14 protein-coding genes are annotated in these 18383 nt (G+C 69.8%); 9 read left to right on the top strand and 5 right to left on the bottom strand.

The window, feature by feature from the left end:
• Positions 1–4: 4 nt before the first annotated feature.
• From ACFSVL_RS21690 to ACFSVL_RS21725, 8 genes are all read left to right on the top strand, one after another.
• Positions 5–1576 (top strand): methylmalonyl-CoA mutase family protein, encoded by a 1572-nt coding sequence (locus ACFSVL_RS21690; RefSeq protein WP_378306875.1) that lies wholly within the window; start codon positions 5–7, stop codon positions 1574–1576.
• Positions 1573–1959: a cobalamin B12-binding domain-containing protein gene (locus ACFSVL_RS21695; protein WP_378306877.1), complete on the top strand. Its 387-nt coding sequence runs from the start codon at positions 1573–1575 to the stop codon at positions 1957–1959. Before ACFSVL_RS21690 ends, ACFSVL_RS21695 begins: the two co-directional genes overlap by 4 nt.
• 199 nt (positions 1960–2158) lie before the next feature.
• Positions 2159–3523, top strand: coding sequence for an MFS transporter (locus tag ACFSVL_RS21700; RefSeq protein ID WP_378306879.1), 1365 nt, complete (start codon positions 2159–2161; stop codon positions 3521–3523).
• Between the two features lie 23 nt (positions 3524–3546).
• Positions 3547–4530 (top strand): aldo/keto reductase, encoded by a 984-nt coding sequence (locus ACFSVL_RS21705; protein WP_378307298.1) that lies wholly within the window; start codon positions 3547–3549, stop codon positions 4528–4530.
• Between the two features lie 18 nt (positions 4531–4548).
• Positions 4549–5343: an SDR family NAD(P)-dependent oxidoreductase gene (locus ACFSVL_RS21710; protein ID WP_378306880.1), complete on the top strand. Its 795-nt coding sequence runs from the start codon at positions 4549–4551 to the stop codon at positions 5341–5343.
• Positions 5340–6215: a carbon-nitrogen hydrolase family protein gene (locus tag ACFSVL_RS21715; RefSeq protein ID WP_378306881.1), complete on the top strand. Its 876-nt coding sequence runs from the start codon at positions 5340–5342 to the stop codon at positions 6213–6215. Before ACFSVL_RS21710 ends, ACFSVL_RS21715 begins: the two co-directional genes overlap by 4 nt.
• Entirely contained in the window at positions 6212–7582 is a 1371-nt protein-coding gene (locus ACFSVL_RS21720) for an amidase (protein WP_378306882.1), read from the top strand. Before ACFSVL_RS21715 ends, ACFSVL_RS21720 begins: the two co-directional genes overlap by 4 nt.
• Positions 7579–8394: an LLM class F420-dependent oxidoreductase gene (locus tag ACFSVL_RS21725; RefSeq protein ID WP_378306883.1), complete on the top strand. Its 816-nt coding sequence runs from the start codon at positions 7579–7581 to the stop codon at positions 8392–8394. The genes ACFSVL_RS21720 and ACFSVL_RS21725 overlap by 4 nt, the downstream gene beginning before the upstream one ends.
• 44 nt (positions 8395–8438) lie before the next feature.
• On the opposite strand, the gene ACFSVL_RS21730 is transcribed toward ACFSVL_RS21725, so the two are convergent.
• From ACFSVL_RS21730 to ACFSVL_RS21750, 5 genes are all read right to left on the bottom strand, one after another.
• Entirely contained in the window at positions 8439–9209 is a 771-nt protein-coding gene (locus ACFSVL_RS21730) for a glycoside hydrolase family 75 protein (RefSeq protein ID WP_378306884.1), read from the bottom strand.
• Between the two features lie 207 nt (positions 9210–9416).
• Positions 9417–10925 carry an eCIS core domain-containing protein gene (locus tag ACFSVL_RS21735; protein ID WP_378306885.1) on the bottom strand — a complete coding sequence of 503 codons (1509 nt, stop codon included), beginning with the start codon at positions 10923–10925 and terminating at the stop codon, positions 9417–9419.
• A 90-nt stretch (positions 10926–11015) separates the two neighbouring features.
• The gene (locus ACFSVL_RS21740) at positions 11016–12143 is read right to left on the bottom strand and encodes a serine hydrolase domain-containing protein (RefSeq protein ID WP_378306886.1); all 1128 of its coding nucleotides are present in this window, start codon (positions 12141–12143) and stop codon (positions 11016–11018) included.
• Between the two features lie 113 nt (positions 12144–12256).
• Entirely contained in the window at positions 12257–13294 is a 1038-nt protein-coding gene (locus ACFSVL_RS21745) for an alpha/beta fold hydrolase (protein ID WP_378306887.1), read from the bottom strand.
• A 627-nt stretch (positions 13295–13921) separates the two neighbouring features.
• The gene (locus ACFSVL_RS21750) at positions 13922–16636 is read right to left on the bottom strand and encodes a helix-turn-helix transcriptional regulator (RefSeq protein WP_378306889.1); all 2715 of its coding nucleotides are present in this window, start codon (positions 16634–16636) and stop codon (positions 13922–13924) included.
• 113 nt (positions 16637–16749) lie between these two features.
• On the opposite strand from ACFSVL_RS21750, the gene ACFSVL_RS21755 reads away from it, so the two are divergent.
• Positions 16750–18270 (top strand): tannase/feruloyl esterase family alpha/beta hydrolase, encoded by a 1521-nt coding sequence (locus ACFSVL_RS21755; protein WP_378306891.1) that lies wholly within the window; start codon positions 16750–16752, stop codon positions 18268–18270.
• Positions 18271–18383 lie beyond the last annotated feature (113 nt).

Raw genomic sequence — 18383 nt, forward strand, 5'->3', positions numbered from 1 at the left:
TCCAGTGCGGCCCGAAAGCGACAGCAGCGACGTCAGCGACATCAGCAGGGCGAACGACGGCCGGGTCCCGGTCCGCGCGCGCTACGAGCCGACCACCGCCGAGCCCGCGCTGAAAGCGTGGAGCGACGCCAGAATCGCCGAGCCCGGACCGTTCCGGCCGCGGTTCATGGTCTACTCCGGACTCGGCCCGCCGTCGATGACCGCGGAACGGCTCGCCGTGCTGCAGGAGGTGGGCGCGGAGTCGTTCCTGCTGGCCGCCGACCTGCCCTCGCAGCTCGGCTTCGACCCCGACCACGAGCTGGCGCACGCCCAGGTCGGCCGGGCGGGGGTGTCGTGCGCGACGCTGGACGACTTCGCCACCATCTGCTCCCGGCTCGACCTCGCGTCCGCGGACAGCGTCGGGATGCTGCAGAACTCGCTCGGGCACGTCGCGCTGGGAATGGTGCACAGCGTCCTGTCCGACCGCGACGCCCGGCACGTGAAGCTGGTGATGCAGAACGATCCGCTCAAGGAATTCACCGCGCGCGGCACCGAAATCCACTCGCCCGCGCAAGCGCTGCGGATCGCCGCCGACTGTGTCGCGTTCGCGATCGACGAGGGCATGCCCGGTGCGGCGCTGACCGTCTGTTCCAACCATTACGACGTCGCGGGCGCGGGACCGTTGCTGGCGGTGGCGTTCGCACTCGGCAACGCCATCGCGTACGTCGACGAACTGGTCGGCCGCGGCTACGAACCCGCGGACGTCGCCGGGAAGCTGATGTTCTTCCTCAACGAGCGCAGCGATTTGTTCGTGGAGGCTTCGGTTTTCCGCACGGCGCGGATTCTGTGGAGCGAGATCCTGCGCGACCGCTACGGCATCCCGGTCGCCGACCAGCCGGTCGCGAAGCTCATGGGTTACGCGCACGGCCTGGAATCCGCCGAGGAACCGCTGGTCAACATCCCGCGCGTGACGCTCAGCGTGCTCGGCTCGATGCTCGGCGGCGTCGATTACCTCTGCGCCACCGGTTACGACGAGGCGTTGCGCATCCCGTCCGTCGACGCCGCCGCGCTCGCCGTGCGCACGATGCAGGTCGTCGCGTACGAGCACGGCACGTTGACGACGATCGACCCGCTCGCCGGGAGCGCCAAACTGCGCGACGTGGACGAGCAGGTCATGCGCAAAGTCCGGCTCGAACTCGACCGGCTCACCGAGGCCGGCGGGCCGCTGGAAGCCATCGAAAACGGCTACATCGCGGGAAGGATCGACGAAAACCGCGGTGCCCGCCAGGAACAACTGCGCAGTGGAGAACGGCTCATGGTCGGCCACGGCGTGTTCGATGCGAAGGCCCGCGCGGAGTGGTTCGCGGGCAAGAGTTCCGGCGAAATCGACTTCGCGAAGGTCGAGCAGGACGCCGTCGAGCGGATCACCGAGCACAAACGGCACCGGGACACCGCGCTGGTCGAGCGGGCGCTCAAAGCGGTCGAGACCGCCGCCGCGGGCACCGAGAACCTCGTCCAGCCGAGTATCGAGGCGCTGCGGGCGGGGGCCACCTCCGCCGAGATCGTCGGGGCCACCAGGGAAGGGTTCGAGAGATGAAACGCGTCGTGCTGGCGAAACTCGGGCTCGACGGGCACGACGTCGGCGTCCGGCTCATCGGGAAGCACCTCGCCGACGCCGGGTTCGAGGTCGTCTACCTGGGCAAACGCGTCGCCACCGCGACGATCGTGCAGGTCGCGGTCCAGGAGGACGCGGACGCGGTCGGGCTCAGCTGTCTCAGCGGCGGGCTCGGGCACTTCGCCTCGCTGACCGTCGAGGGACTGCGCCGCGAGGGCTCCGACGTCCCGGTGCTCGCCGGCGGGATCGACGAACCCGCCGAGATCGACCGCATGATGGCGGCGGGCGTGCACCGGCATTTCGGGCCTGGGGCGTCGATGACGGAAATCGTGACGGCCTTCGAGAAGGCGACCGCGGACCTCTGACGCTTTCCGCGCCTTACCTCCCGCTCAGCCGACCGGGAGGTCCCGGTCCTGCCCCGCGAAGCCCCGGCAAGACCCCCTCTTGACCTGCGTGACCAGGGCGAGTAGACAAGCCATATCACGTAGTGGTTCGCACGTTTCATTGGACGAAACGTTGAGGTTTCGTCCCGACGGCCGTCGAAGGTGGCGGAAGGAGCGGGCAATGGCGCCGGCGCAGGAACCCACACAGGCACGACCCGAGACGAGACCGGCCAAGGTCGCGTTGACCGCACTCTCGGCTTCGAGCATCGAGAACTACGACTTCTTCATCTACGGCACCGCCGCGGCACTGGTCTTCCCGCAGCTGTTCTTCCCCGAGCAGACCGCGCTGACCAGCGCGCTGCTCAGCTTCGCGACCTTCGCGGTCGGCTTCATCGCCCGTCCGCTCGGCGGCGTCCTCTTCGGCCACATCGGCGACGTGCGCGGCCGCAAGACCGCACTGGTCGGCGCGCTGGCCGGGATGGGGCTCGCGTCGACCCTCATCGGGCTGATGCCGACGCATTCGGTGATCGGGACCGCCGCGCCGATCCTGTTGGTACTGCTGCGTTTCCTGCAGGGCATCGCGGTCGGCGGACAGCTCGGCGGCGTCGTGCTGCTCGCGATGGAAAGCGCGCCGCCCCGGAAGCGCGGGTTCTTCTCCAGCTTCGCGCAGGCGGGCGGCCCGGGCGGCATCATCCTCGGCAACCTCGCCTTCATCGCGGCCATCCGGTTCACCTCGCCCGCGGCCTTCGAGGCGTGGGGCTGGCGGGTGCCCTTCCTCGCCAGCGCGTTGCTGGTCTGGCTGGCCATCCATCTGCAGCTGCGGCTGGAGGACACCGACGCGTTCCGGCGGCTCAAGCAGGTGAAGAAGCCGGACGCCGAACGCTCCCCCGTGCTGCGCGCATTTCGCGTGCACTACAAGCAAATCGCGCTGGTCGCGGCTGCCTACATCGGCATCAACGTGACCTACTACCTGTTCATGACCTTCGCGGTTTCCTACAGCACGAACTCGGCGATTCTGGGACTGTCCAAGGACACCGTCCTGCTCGCGGTGCTCGTCGCGGCGGGCGTGCAGCTGGTGCTGCTCCCGGTCGCCGGCGCGATCTCGGACCGGATCGGCAGGCGCGCGATGCTGCTGGCCGGTTCGGGAATGCTGTGCGCGTTCTCGTTCGCGTTCTGGCCGTTGCTGAACACGAAATCGACGTTCCTGATCATGGTGGCGTTCATCGTCGGCCTCGGGCTCATGCACACCACGATGTACGGGCCGCAGGGCGCGTTCTTCGCCGAGGCGTTCACCACCGGGCTCCGGTACTCCGGCGTCTCGCTGGGCGTGCAGCTGGGCGCGGTGATCGGCGGCGCGTTCGCCCCGCTGATCGCGACGTCGCTGTACGCGGCGACCGGGTCTTCGGTTTCGGTGGCCATTTACATGGCGGTCGTCTGCGCGATCACCTTCGGCGCGGTCCTGCTCATGCCGGAGACCCATCTCAAGGACATCAACGAACCCGCGGCGGCGGCCGAACCCGCCGCCGCCACCGACCCGGCCCACTAGAACGAAGGAGAATCCGCATGGCGATGCCCACCCGGCGGCTCGGCAAGCTCGACGTCGGCGCCCAGGGGCTCGGCTGCATGGGAATGAGCGATTTCTACGGCAGCGGCGACGAAACCGAGTCGATCGCGACCGTGCACCGCGCGCTCGACCTCGGCGTCACGCTCCTGGACACCTCCGACATGTACGGCTACGGCGCCAACGAGGAACTGGTCGGGCGGGCGATCGCCGGCCGCCGCGAAAACGTCGTGCTGGCCACGAAATTCGGCGTCGTCCGCGCGGAGGACGACTCGATGGCGCGGTCCGTGCGCGGGGACGCGGAGTACGTCCGACAGGCCTGCGACGCGTCGCTTCGCCGCCTCGGCGTCGACCACATCGACCTCTACCAGCAGCACCGGGTCGATCCCGCGGTCACCATCGAGGAGACCGTCAGCGCGCTGGCGGAGCTGGTCAAGGCGGGGAAGGTACGTCACATCGGGCTGTCGGAAGCCTCGCCGGAGACGATCCGCCGCGCGCACGCCGTGCACCCGATCACGTCAGTGCAAACCGAATGGTCGCTGTGGTCGCGCACGATCGAGGCCGAAGTCGTGCCGACCTGCCGCGAGCTGGGCGTCGGAATCGTGCCGTATTCGCCGTTGGGCCGGGGAATACTCACCGGCCGCTACCGGTCGGCCAACGACTTCGAGGAAGGCGACTTCCGGCGGACCTCTCAGCCTCGTTTCGCCGAGGGGAACCTGGAACGCAACCTGGAGTTCGTGCGGGCGCTCGAAGAACTCGCCCGCGAACGAGGGGTCACGGCGGGTCAGCTCGCGCTCGCGTGGGTACACAGCCACGGCGACGACGTCGTGCCGATTCCCGGGACGAAGAAGCGGAGCAGGCTGGAGGAGAACGTCGGCGCGGTCGCCATCGAGCTGTCCGCCGCTGACGTAGCGGCGATCGAACGAGCGGTGCCCGCCGACCAGATCGCCGGCGAACGGTACTCCCCCGACCGGATGTCCCTGCTGGAATGACCTTGATGGGTTGGTGAAATGCGTTTCGCAGACCGAGTGGTGATCGTGACCGGCGGCGGCGGTTCCGGGCTGGGCCGGACGCTGATCCGCCGCTTCGCCGCCGAGGGCGCCGCCGTCGTGGTGGCCGACCGCGACGCGGCGGCTGCCGACCAGGCCGCCGCCGAGGTGGAAGAACAGGGCGGGCGGGCGCTGGCGGTGAAGACCGACGTCCGCAGCGACGACGACGTCCGGGCGATGGTCGAAGCAGTCCGATTCGCTTACGGCCGCATCGACGTCCTCGTCAACAACGCCTTCACGTCCAATCCGGCTTCGATCCTCGACACGCGCATCGAGGACTGGAACCGCGACCTCGACGTGGTGCTGACCGGGACTTTCCGCTGCTCCCAGCAGGTCCTTCCGACGATGATCGACCAACGGCGCGGCGTGATCGTCAGCGTCTCGTCGGTGAACGCGCACACCCACGTCGGCGCCGCCGCCTACAGCGCGGCGAAAGCGGGCGTGGAGGCGCTGACCCGCAACCTGGCGGTCGAGTTCGCGCCCTTCGGGATCCGGGCGAACGCGCTCGTGCCCGGCACCTTCCGCACCGACGTCTGGAAGGAGCGGCAGAAGATCGATCCGGACCTCCTCGACCGGCTCGCGACCTGGTACCCGCTCGGCCAGGTCGGCCTGCCGGACGACATCGCGTCCGCGGCGCTGTTCCTGGCGTCGGACGAGGCGTCGTTCATCACCGGCAGCCTGCTTCCGGTCGACGGCGGCCTGCTGGCGGGCAATCCGCAGTTCGCGCGCGACGTGCATCCGGAGAACCACCGATGAAGGACGAGGTGCGCGTTTCGCTGGTGCAGTTCAGTTCGGCAACGCTGGACTGCCCGGGCAACGCCAAACGGATGGCGGAGTTCGTCGAGCGCGAGGCGCGGGAGCACGGTGCTGAGCTGGTGGTCTTCCCGGAGCTGAGCAACACCGGGTACGTCCGCTCCGCACGCGACGACGCCTATGCGGAGCGCCTGTACGCGGCGTCCGAGCTGGTGCCGGGCCCGACCACCGAGGCGCTGAGCGAGGCAGCCCGCCGGGGCGGTGCCCACGTCGTGGTCGGCCTGTCCCAACGGCATCCGCACGTGCCCGAAGTGCTGTACAACAGTGCGGTGCTGATCGGCCCGTCGGGCGAGGTGATTGGCGTGCAGCACAAGGTGCACCCTTGCCGCGACGAGAAGGAGTACTACGTCCCCGGCGACGAGATCTCGGTGTTCCGCACCGCGCTCGGCACGCTCGCGCTCAACGTTTGCTACGACGTCCGGTTCCCCGAAATGGCCCGGGTGCAGACCCTCGCGGGCGCCGAGATCGTCGTCTCGCTGTGGGCGTCGGCCGTGCAGCCGGGCAAAGTCCCGTCCGACAGCATCGTCTCGCGGTGTGCGACGAGGGCGATGGAGAACGCCGTGTTCTTCTTGGGCTGCAACCGAACCGGCACCGACGGCGACCAGCACTTCTACGGCCGCAGCGCCGTCGCGGGCCCGAGCGGCGACGTACTGGCCTGCTCGGACGACGACCGGGAGGACGCGGTCCGGGCCGTGCTGCGCGGCGCGGATCTCAAGGCGCAGCGCCGCTATCTCACCCTCTTCCGCGACCGCCGGCCTGAACTGTACGGCCGCGTCACCGAGCCGCTTTCCCGCCCTAGCCCGGAGCGCACATGACCTCGGACCTCTGCCAATGGACGGCTGAACAGCTTGGTGCCGCTTACGCGTCCGGCGGTCTCTCGCCGGTGGAAGCGACGAAAGCGGCGCTGGAGGCGGTCGATGCCCACGAACACTTGCGCGCGTTCGCACACGTCGACCGCGAAGGCGCGCTCAAGCAAGCTGCGGTGTCCGAACAACGCTGGCTCAACGGTCGCGCGCTGGGGCCGTTCGACGGGGTTCCCGCGTCGATCAAGGACCTCTTTCTCACCCGGGACATGCCAACGCTGCGCGGTTCCCGGCGCACCGACCCGGCTCAGCTTTGGGACACCGACAGCCCCGTCGCGTCCGCGCTCCGCTCGAACGGCCTGGTGCTGCTCGGCAAGACGACGACGTCGGAACTCGGCTGGAAAGGCGTCACCGACAACCTGATCGACGGTGTCACCCGCAACCCCTGGGACCCGGCGCGCACCGCAGGCGGGTCGAGCGGCGGCAGCGGCGTGGCGGTCCGGGCAGGCATGGGCGCGGTGTCGGTGGCGAGCGACGCCGCCGGTTCGGTGCGCATCCCGGCCGCGTTCTGCGGAGTCGTGGGCTTCAAACCGACGCACGGACGCATTCCCATGTACCCGCCCAGCGTCCTGGGCACGCTGGCGCACGCCGGACCGATGGCTCGCTCAGTCGCCGACGTCGCCGCGCTGACCGACCTTCTCGCCGCCCCGGACCCTCGCGATCCTTCCTGGACCCCCACCATCGACTGGACGGAAACCCCCGGCCGGATCGCGTTCTCGCCGACACTGGGCCGGGTGGCGGTAGATCCGGAGATCGCCTCGATCGTCGCGGAAACCGTCGCCGCGTTAGCCGGAACCGGCTTGGACATCCGCGAGGCGGACCCCGATTTCCCTGACCCGGCAAGCGCATTCGACGTCCTGTGGTCGGCCGGCGTCGCGCAGATCGTCCGCCGTTACGGCGGCGAGGCAGCGCTCGACCCCGGCCTGCAGACCCTGATCGAACGGGGTGCCCAGCGCTCGGCCGCCGACTACCTCGACGCGCAAACCGAACTCGCCGCACTCGGCGTCGCCATGGGCGAATTCCACACCCGGTTCGACCTCCTGCTCACCCCCACCGTGCCGATCGAACCGTTCGCCGCTGGCCACGACGTCCCGCCGGACAGCGGCATGACCGACTGGCCACAGTGGACACCCTTCACCTACCCGTTCAACATGTCCCGGCAGCCCGCGCTCAGTGTCCCTATTGGACTGACTTCGCGCGGATTGCCGGTCGGCATCCAGATCGTCGGGCCCCGGCACGCGGACTCGCTCGTTCTCGCCGTGGGCGCGCTGATCGAGCAAGTACGTCCCGCGCTCGGCTATCCGCAGGAGAACGCATGAAATTCGGCGTCAACACTTTCGTCACCGACGAGAGCATCCGCCCGGATGCTCTCGGCCGCGCCTTGGAAGAACGGGGTTTCGAGACACTGCTCATCACCGAGCACTCGCACATCCCGGTCAGCCGGGAGACTCCGTGGTCGGGCGGCGGCGAGCTGCCCCGCGAGTACTACCGCACTTACGACCCGTTCGTCGCCCTCGCCCTGGCCTCCGCCGCGACGACCACGCTCACCCTCGGCACGGCCGTCGCCCTGCTGGCCCAGCGCGATGTCTTCCAAACTGCCAAGGAAGTCGCGACCCTGGACGTCCTCTCCGGCGGCCGGGTCCTGTTCGGCGTCGGGGTCGGCTGGAACCGCGAAGAAATGCGCAACCACGGCGTCGACCCCGGCCGTCGCGGACCGCTGCTGAACGAGAAACTCGCCGCTCTCAAGGAGATCTGGACCCACGACGAGGCCGAATTCCACGGCGAATACCTCGACTTCGACCCGGTTTTCTCCTGGCCGAAACCAGTGCGCCGGCCGCATCCGCCCATCGCGATCGGCGGCGAAAGCCCAGCCGCGCTCGAACGGCTCGCCCGCTACGGCGACGAATGGCTGCCCCGCGCGAAAACCCCGGTCGCCGAACTGCGCCGGGTGAAGGCCTGGCTGTCCGAACGAGACATCGGCATCACCTTGTGCGGCGCTACCGCGGATTCCCCCATCGCGGCCTACGCCGAGTCCGGAGTGGACCGGGTGACGTTCACGCTGCCGCCGGCCCCGGAAGCGGAAACGCTGCACTACCTGGACCAGCTGGCGAAGCTTATGGGAACAGACTGAACCGCGGCCACCGGCAAGCAGTGGCCGCGGTTCAGCGCGGAAATTCAGATACCCATGCTCGCGCCGAGGCTGTCCAGCGCCTTGGTGACCATGCCCTGAGCGGTGGCGTTCAGGTTGGCGTTGGTGCCGTTCACGACCCAGTCCGAACCGGAGAACATCACCACGGTCACGCCGTTGTCGACGCCGCCTTCGGTGCCGCTGCTGTTGATCCCGAGCAGCGAGGCCGCCTTCACCGACGCCTCGCCCAGTTCACGGGAGTCGTTTTCCGAAGTGTCCTGGTCGTTCGCGGTCTGCGTGTCGCCGAAGATCGCGCCGATGACCTTGCTCTTGTAGAACATCAGCGCGAACTGGCGGCCCTTGATGCCGTGTTCCTTGTAGAAGAAGTGCGGGCAGGGGCTCTTCTTGTCGTAGCAGTCGTCGCCGAGCACGTAGAACGGGACGTGGTGCGCGCCGAGGTACTTTCCGTTGCTGTCCTTGAAAGTCGTCGAACCCTGGTGGTCGGGATCGGGGTCCGGGTCGCTGCCGTCGGTGTCGACGGCCAGCCCGGAACCGTAGGCGTAGACGCCCTTCGCGACCTGGTAGACGTTGACGTTCTTGGCCCGCGTCATCGTGTTGACGTGCGGCTTCGAGTTGACCTTGTTCGCGTCCGTGCTGTTCTTCTTGACACCGGCCAGCACCTCGGCGGGGGTGTACGACTTGGCGGCGGCGTCGGTCGTCGCGGCGGTCGTGGCGGCATGGGCGGAGCTGACCGCGAGCGGCACGGCGAGCGCCAGAGCGGCGCCGACCACGGCGAAGCGCCTACGGGAGGATGACATGATCGGGCGACCTCCAGCACTATGTTAGGAAAATTTCCTAACATAGTGAACCATCCGTGACCGGACGTTGTCACGAGGTCATCGGAAGAAACTTCGAGACGGCTCCCGGTGACCGGGACCAGGACCAGGAACCGGTCGCCAGGTAATCGATCGGGCATTTCGCCGATTGTCCTTTGTGGATGGTCAACGGGCTGAGGCTCTTCCCGCCTAATGCAGCCCGAACGTATAAACCTGCCGCCCATCCACCAGCAAATACACCTGAACCACCGCACTGGCGTGATGCGGCAGCGCGTCCCGCACCGCGAAGAAGATCTGTTTCATCGCCTGGAAAATCGTGGTCCGGTCCTTCACCTGCCCGTAACTGCTCGGCAGCGGCACACTCACCCCGGTCTGCTTTTTCCGTTGCGCGTCCTCGAGAAGCGCCGCGACGGTGCGGGCGAAGTCGTCCGCCAGCGTGTAGTCCCCTTCCCGCGTGGTGCCGCGTGCCTCCGGCGGCGTCAGCACCAGCCGGTCGAACTGCGGGACCGCGACGGGAGCCGGAGCCGGTGCGGGGCTCGGCTGGGGCGCGGGCCGGACCGGGGAGAAGTCGAACTTCACCGTCGGGCCCTTGAGGATCGTCTCGCCGGGCGCGGACGGAAGCGGCGGCACCACCGACGGCGGCACGACCTGCGCGTACGGGCTCCCCGCCCCCTCCTGCTGCCGGTCCGTCCCCTTGCCCGGCTGCTGCTTGATCAAGCCCTCCACGAGACTGTGAATCGCGCCCCGCTCCGAGTCGGTGACGCGCGCCTGGGCCATCGCGAGGTCGACCAGCTTGACCAATCCCTCGGCGACCGCCGATTTGGCCCCGTCCAGGACCAGCTTCTTCGCGCCCTCCGACAGCTTCGTCCGGCGCAGCAACGGGGTGAGCGTCGTATCGACGATCCCGGCACCAGCCGCCTCGCCCACGGTTTTCGGGCGTTTGTCCGGGTCCGTCGTCGCCGGCGCGTTGCGCAACTGGTCCAGCCTCCGGCCCGGAACGGCGGCGGGCAGCCACCTCGCGACCTCGTGCGCGAGTGCGGCAGGCGTGCCGGGCAGCCCGGTCCCGGACAACCAGGCCTCGACGGCGGTCAGCTTTCCCGGATCGCCGGCGAACAGCTGCAAAATCGCGTACTTCACCTGATCGGTGACCCGCAGCGTCTGTCCGCCCTGCTCCTTCTGCACCCGTTGCAGGTAGTCGACAAGTGCGGCTTCGACCTGCGGACGGGTCGTCTCGCTGGTGCGCTCGACCTGCCGCTGGATCGCCGCCACCGGGCCGCCGGGGACTGCTGAACCCGCCTCGGCCGCGCGCTCGGCCGGGTCGCCGGGGGAACTGACGCCGGGCACGAGGCGGCTGGCATGCCGTTGCTGGACGACATGGGCCGCCTCGTGCGTCAACAGGTGCTCGTCGGCGGGGCCGGACAGGACGATGTCCTCGCCGGCGGTGTAGGCGATCGCGCCCAGTTCCCGCGCGGAGCGGGCCGCCTCCGGGCCGGTGTGCACGCGGACGTCGCCGAGGTCCTCGCCCAGCTGGTCTTCCAGCCTGCCCCGGACCTCGGCCGGGAGCGGGGTTCCGGCCGAGCGCGCCGGGACCTGGCTGAAATCCGCCGGGACCGCCGAGGACTTCGCCTGGCCGGCGGCCTCCTCCGAAGTCGTCCGGGCAGGCGTTTTCCGAGCCGGACGGTCGCCGAAAGCCCGCATGCCGAGCCCCTCCCGGTCATCCGGCGGCGTCCGCGCTGCCGGCCGGCCTCCAGGATCGGCCGGGCGCGTCACCGGCGCATCACCGCGGCGTCAGAACGAGCAGTACGCCTTGAGCGCCGCGTTGGCGAGCGTCGTCTGGCCGCGGGTCGCGGACCCCGGCAGGTGGTTCTCATTGGCCGCGACGAGCACCTGCTTGCTGCCGTCGTCGCTGGTCAGCCACACGTTGAAGTAGCCGAGCACCGCACCGCTGTGGTTCCAGGCCATTCCGCAGGGCGTCGGGGACAGGCCGATGCCCAGTCCGTACCGGGTGCCCGCGTCGTCGGCGGGCACCGTTGTCTTCAGCTCGGCCTGCTGTTGCGGCGGCAGGAGTTTTCCGCTCAGCAGCGCGCGTTCGAACGTCGCGACGTCGTCCTCAGTGGACACAATGGCGCCCGCGGCCCCGAACGCCTGGACGTTGGAGACCGTGAAGTCCTTGTAGAACACGCCGAACGAGATGTAGTAGCCGTTCAGGTAGTTGCCGGACAGCGTCGGATCGTCGGTCGGGAAAGACGTGTCGCGCAAGCCGAGCGGCTCGATGATCCGGCGCTGGACCTCGATCGCCGGTTCGTTCCCGGTCACCGCCTTGATCACCATGCCCGCGAGGACGTAGTTGGTGTTCGAGTAGTGGAACGCCGCGCCCGGCGCGCCCAGCGGCGGATGCGACGTCGCGATGTTCACCAGCGTCTGCGGCGGCCACGCCTGACGCGGGTTGGTGTTCGCGAGATACGAGTTGACGAACCGCGAGTCGCTGGCGTATTCCGGCAGTCCGGAGGTCTGGTGGAGCAGCTGCCGGACGCTGATCTTGGTGCCGTCGTTGCCGTTCGCGTTCACCGCGCCGGGCAGCCAGCGGGCGACCGTATCGTCGAGCGAGAGCTTGCCCTCGCCCTCCAATTGCAGCAGGACCGCCGAGGTGAACGCCTTGGTGACACTGCCGATCCGGAACTTCGCTTTCGGGTCCGCCGGGGTCTTGGCGGTGATGTTTCCGTACCCGGCGTGGATGTACTGCGCGGTTTCCCCGTTCCGGACCAGGCCGACCACGCCGGGGTAGCCCACGCTGACCCCGGCCTGGGCTCCGGCTTGCAGGATCTCGGCCGGGGTCTCCGCCGAAGCCGGACCGGCCAGCCCGGCCAAGGCGGCGACCACGACCGCCGCGACGGTTCCGAAGGCTCTGCGTCTCATCGCACTCCTCAGTTCGACGTCCGCCGGGCCGGCCGATTCCGGTACGGCCACAGTGATTCCCGGCGAGCGGCGTGCGCACCGTATCCGCCGCCGATCAAACTTCGATGAACTTCTCAGAGCTTGGCCGCGTCCACGATCGCCTGCGCGAACGGCCGGGGAGCCTCCTGCGGGACGTTGTGGCCGATCCCGTCGAGGATCCGGTGCTCGTACTTCCCGGTGAACTTGGCGCGGTAGGCCTTCCCGTCCTTGGCCGCGCCGTCGAAGTCGCTGGACAGCGTGATCGCCGGGACGCCGATCGTCGCGCCCGCGGCGAGTTTCTGTTCGTACGCCTCGTATTGCGGTTCGCCCGGGGCAAGGCTGAGCCGCCAGCGGTAGTTGTGGACGACGATCGCGACGTGGTCCGGATTGCCGAACGCGGCCGCGCTGCGGTCGTATGTCGCGTCGTCGAAGTTCCAGGTCGGCGACGCCGTCTTCCAGATCAGCTTGTTGAAGTCGTGCCGGTTCGCCGCGTAGCCCGCGCGGCCGCGCTCGGTCGCGAAGTAGTACTGGTACCACCAGCCCAGCTCAGCGGCCGGGGGCAGCGGCTGGAGGTTCGCCTTCAGATTCGCGACGATATACCCGCTGACCGGGACGACAGCCTGGCACCGCTCCGGCCACAGCGCTGCAATGACGGCCGCCGTCCGCGAACCCCAATCGTACCCGCCGAGGATCGCTTTGCTGATCTTCAACGTGTCCATCAGCGCCACGACGTCGCGCGCGATCGCCGTCTGCTGTCCGTTGCGGATCGTGCTGGCGGACTTGAACACCGTCGGACCGAAGCCGCGCAGGAACGGGACGATCACCCGGAAGCCCTGCGCGGCGAGCAGCGGCGCGACGTCGGCGTAGCTGTACGGGTCGTACGGCCAGCCGTGCAACAGCAGCACCGGTTTGCCGTTCGCCGGGCCGAATTCGGCGTACGCCATGGTCACGGCGCCAGCGTCGGCGTGCTTGATCGTGCCCAGCGAGGTGTGCTCGCCCGAGCCCGCGCGCAGGTCTGCGCCGGGCTGTTTTGTCCCGGGCTGTGTTGTCCCGGCAGGCGAGGAGCAGGCAGCGAGAGAGGTCGCCGCCAGACCGGCCGCGAACGCCTGGGTGAATCGTCTCCTGCTGATCATCTGAACTCCTGTGCGCAAGACCGTGGGACGGTCTCGACGCTAGGGAGCGCGGCCGGGGGCTCGCGCCCGTCAGATGACGCACCCGGGGTAAGTCAGTCCCCGGCGGGACCCGCGTTCCGTGAGGGGAACCCTCACGGACTCTGAGTCCAATGCCAGGGACTTAAGCTGCGTGGCCGCACGCCGGCCGACCATCCACAAAGGACGCCAGAACCACCGAGCTGCCCTTTTTATGCCCGTATGACCATGTTCGGAGGTCCGTGAGGGGAACCCTGAGGGAATCAGAGTCCGTCAGGGTTCCCCTCACGACCATCGCCGCCCGAGCCAAGAGCTGAAGCTGAGCGGCTTCAGCATGCCGACCATCCACAAAGGACTCAACTGCCGCCGAAATGCCCGACTTATGCCCATTTAACCGTTTCCACCAGGTCTGTGAAGGACTCCTTGGGGGAATCTGATTCCCTCAAGGAGTCCTTCACGGACGACACGCCCAGCACCCGCCGCCCGCGTCGGCCCCGACGCAAGCCAACCCGGTCCGCCTGCCGCCTCGACCTGGGCGGACACACCCTCAGCCACACCCACAACGCCGACTCAAGTCCCTGGCATTAGGCCAGGATTCCCTGAAGGAGTCCTTCACAGCCGACCGTCCCCGTCCCCCATCGCCCGCACCGCATCAGCCAGCTCGCCCCGCGAACTCACCCCGAGCTTCGGAAAAATCCGATGCAGATGCGTCCCCACCGTCCGATGCGAAAGATAGAGCCGCTGCCCGATCTCCCGGTTCGTCAACCCCTCCGCGGCCAGCTGCGCGATGCTCAGCTCGTGCGGCGTCAGCTTGTCCCGCGCGTCCGGGCTCCGATTCGGGCTCGACTCCCCCGCGCTGCGCAGCTCACGCCGAGCCCGCTCCGCCCACGCCGCCATCCCCAGCGCGTCGAAAGTCTCCCGAGCCGTCCGCAGATGCGCCCGCGACTCGACCACCCGCCGCTGCCGCCGCAGCCATTCGCCGAACGCCAGGTGGACACGCCCCCGCTCAGCCGGCCATCCGCTCAACTCCACCCGCAGCGCCGCCGTGAACAGGTCTTCCGCGGTCTCCTTCGGCGCGAGCACGGCCCGCGCGTACCGCACGCCGATATGCAACGCTGGCGCCGAAGTCGTCGCGGCCAGCAGCTCCAGCTCAGCGAGGATTTCCCGCATCGCCTCCGTCTGACCGGCCCGGACGGCGGCCTCGGTCAGCTCCGCGACGCAGTACGCGCGCAAAGCCAGCTGGTACGCGGGATCGGCGGGGTCAAGCAGCCGGCGCAGGTCCGCGAAAGCGTCCTCGTACCGGCCTTCGCTCAGCGCCACGAGCCCACGCGCGAGCTGGACGGTGGCCAGCACCGGCCGGGCACCCGCCGCAAGACCGGCGCGTTCGGCCTCGTCGGCGAGTGTGTTCGCCTGTTTGTGGTCGCCGCGCAGAGCGGCGATCTCGGCCTGGACAGCCAGCGCCAGCCCGCCCATGAACGGCTGGCCGGTCTCGTGCGCGAGCCGGACGGCCTCCGCGGCGGACGGCGCGGCCCCGGCCAGGTCGCCGAGCCGGACCCGGCTCCACGCCTGCACCGCCAGCGCTCGCGGCAACAACCCGAGCCGGCCTTGCGCCCGCAGGCCCGGGACCGCGGCCGTCGAGAAGCGGGCCGCCAGGTCGAACGCGCCTACCTGCAAGGACGCACTGCCCAGGTACCGGTCGGTTTCCGGGTCGGCCCCGGCGGCACCGACCAGAACCTGGAGTTGCTCCAGGACTGCGGTGCCGCGTTCGAAGGGAGCGACGTATGCGGCGACCGCGATCAGGCGCGGGTCGTCGGCGGGGAACAGAGCGGCGACGTCGAGCAGCGTCCGGCGGGCCGCGTCGCCCGGTTCGGCCCAGAAACAGCGCATCGCGGCCCCCCACAGGATGCGCAGCGCCGCGTCGTTCTGGCCGTCGGCGGCGACGGACTGCGCGAGCGCGGCCAGCTCCCCGATCCGGGCGGGATCCTCGCGGACGCCGTCCTCGAAACCGCTGAGCAGCTGGCTCGCGGTGGCCTTAAGACGTGGAGAAAGCGGACCGTTCCGGGCGTCGCGCACCAGGCGTTCGGCGGTCTCGCGGCGACCGGATTCGACCGCCAGACCGGCGGCCTGCAGCAACCGGTCCGCCCGCGCGTCCGGGTCTTCGCTGAGCTGTGCCGCCTGCTCGAGCGCGGCGATCGCGGCAGCGGCCCCACCCCTCCGGCGAGCCCGATCGGCGGCCGATTCGAGGGCCGCGGCCACGGTTTCGTCCGGGCCCGAGGCTGCGCGGGCCTGGTGCCAGGCGTGCCGATCAGGCTGGTCACGCACCGCCTTGGCCAACGCGAGCTGCGCGCGCCGCCGGTCGCTGAGCGTCGCGGCGGCCGGGATGGCCGAGCGCATCAGCGGATGCCGGAAGGTCACGCAGCCGACCGCGAACTCGACCAGCCGGGCGTCGACCGCGGGGCTCAGCACCTCGGGATCGACCGGCGTGCCGAGCACAACCTCCGTCGCGGCAAGGGTTTCCGCGATCGAACCGGTCTCGTTGAGCGCCGCGACGAGCAGCGCGGCCCGGGTGGCTTCCGGCAGCGTCGCGACCCGGGAGGCGAACGTGCGCTCCAGCCGTTCGGTCAGCGGCAGGACCGGATCGAGCACGTCGAGATCGGCCACCGCGGCCGGAAGCTCGGTCAGCGCGAGCGGATGGCCCGCGGACTCGGCGAGCAGCCGCGACCGGACCATCGGGTCGAGCCGAGGCGCGACCGAGTCCAGGAGTTCCGCGGCCGCGTCGTCGGGGAGGCGGCCGAGCGGCATCAGGGAAAGACCGGCGTCGAGCAGCGGGCCGTCCCGGAGCGTCGCGATCAGGGCGATCGGCTCGGTCTCGATCCGCCGGGCGACGAAGGCCAGCACATCGGCGCTGGCGCGGTCGAGCCAGTGGACGTCCTCGGCGACGACCAGCACCGGCTTCGCGGCGGCGGTGTCGGCCAGCAGCGTCAACGCGGCGAGCCCGACCAGGTAGGCGCTCGGTTCCGGCCCGTCCGCGAGCCCGAGCGCGGTCTCCAGCGCCGCCCGTTGCGGCGCGGGCAATTCGGCCACGCCCGCGCGGACGGGGTGCAGCAGCTGGTGCAGCCCGGCGTAGGCGAGATCCCGCTCCGCCTCGGCACCGGCAGTGCGCAGCACGCGCATTCCCGCGACCGAAGCGGCGGCGGCCGCCTCGGCGACGAGCGCGGACTTCCCGATGCCCGCCTCGCCCCGGATGAGCACGCCGACGCGGCCTTCCGGGCCGCCCACCAGCTCGGTCAGCTCTTTGAGTTCAGCGTCCCGCCCGTGCAGCGTCATGATCCCGGACGATACCGGGAGACGACGTACGCCGACGACGTCGTTCGACGGGCGCGAAGAACGTCACGGCCGCCTTAGTTTCAGGCGAAAGCGACCCTCCACAAAGGAAAGCGATGAGACGCACCCGAAAACTCTTGTCGGCACTGCCGCTCGCGGCGCTGCTGGTGACCACCGTCACCCAGTTCGCGCCCAGCGCCGCGGCCGCCGAAACCACCGCCTGCGCCACGGTCCCGGTCACCGCGCCCGCCGGCGCGAAGATCGAATCGGTGCAGGCCGAAGCGAAGACCGGCTTCTGCCAGATCACCGTCACGCTCACCCATCCCGGGGCGAATGACCACGTCAAGGTCGGCGTGGCGCTGCCGGAAACCGGATGGACCGGCCGGCTCCAGGCGGTCGGCGGGAGCGCGTACGCCGCCGGCGACTTCGGCGCTCCGCTGGCCCAGGCCGCCAAGGACGGCTACGCCGGCGTGACGACCGACGCGGGTGTCTTGACCGGCCTCGACACCTCGTGGGCGCTGACCGCGCCCGGCAAGGTCAACCAGCCGCTGCTGACGAACTTCGCCACCCGTTCGGTGCACGAGGCCGCAGTCATCGGCAAGGACGTCACGCAGCGGTTCTACCACCGCCCGGTGACCTACTCGTACTGGAACGGCTGCTCGACCGGCGGCCGCCAGGGCTACTCCGAGGCGCAGAACTTCCCCGGCGACTTCGACGGCATCCTGGCGAACGCGCCCGCGGTCCACTGGACCCAGTTCGCGGTGGCGACGCTCTGGCCGCAGATCGTCATGAACCAGGAGCACGACTTCCCGAGCGCCTGCGTCTTCACCGCGTTCCGGCAGGCCGCGGTCAAGGCGTGCGACGCGAACGACGGCGTCCGCAACGGCATCGTCGACCGGCCGGACGAATGCAGCTACGACCCGCGCAGCCTGATCGGCACGAAGGTCGTCTGCGACGGCAAGGAGGTCCGGGTCACCGCCAAGGACGCCGACGTCATGCGCAAGATCTGGGCCGGGCCGACCGACGAACGCGGCCGGAAACTGTGGGACGGCCTCCCGAAGGGCGCCGACTTCACCTGGCTGGCCGGAACCGGCGACAGCCCGTACGCCACCGGCTTCCCGGTCGCGGTCAAGTGGGTGCAGTCGTTCCTGGCCAAGCAGGCCGGCTTCGACGTCTCGAAGCTCACCTACGCCCAGTTCGCCCAGGTCTTCCGGCAGTCGGTGCGGGAGTACGACGACGTCATCGGCACCGCCGACCCGGACCTGTCGGCGTTCCGCCGGGCCGGCGGCAAGCTCGTGACCTTCGTCGGCTCGGACGACCAGCTCATCCCGCCCGGCGGCACGCTGCGCTACCGCGCCGAGGTCGAACGGGCGATGGGCGGCGCCCACCGGGTCAACGACTTCTACCGGCTCTTCCTGGCCCCCGGCGTCGAACACTGCGGCGGCGGCACCGGCCCGGCGCCCACGAACCCGCTCGGCGCGCTGGTCGGCTGGGTCGAGCACGGCAAGGCCCCGGCCACCCTGGCGGCCGCGACCGCGGACGGGAAGCAGACCCGCGACCTGTGCGCATACCCGCGAGTCTCGCGGTACCGGGGCTACGGCGATCCGGCCGTCGCGTCCAGCTACCGCTGCCGCTGACCTGTGCCGTGCGTGCCGACCCCAGCGGCACGCACGGCACTACCCGGCGACGTACAGCAATGCGGTCATCCGACAGACGCGAAGAAGATCAACCGCGACCTAGTTTTCTTGCT

This window comes from Amycolatopsis silviterrae (genome assembly GCF_042684085.1).
GTDB lineage: Bacteria > Actinomycetota > Actinomycetes > Mycobacteriales > Pseudonocardiaceae > Amycolatopsis > Amycolatopsis silviterrae.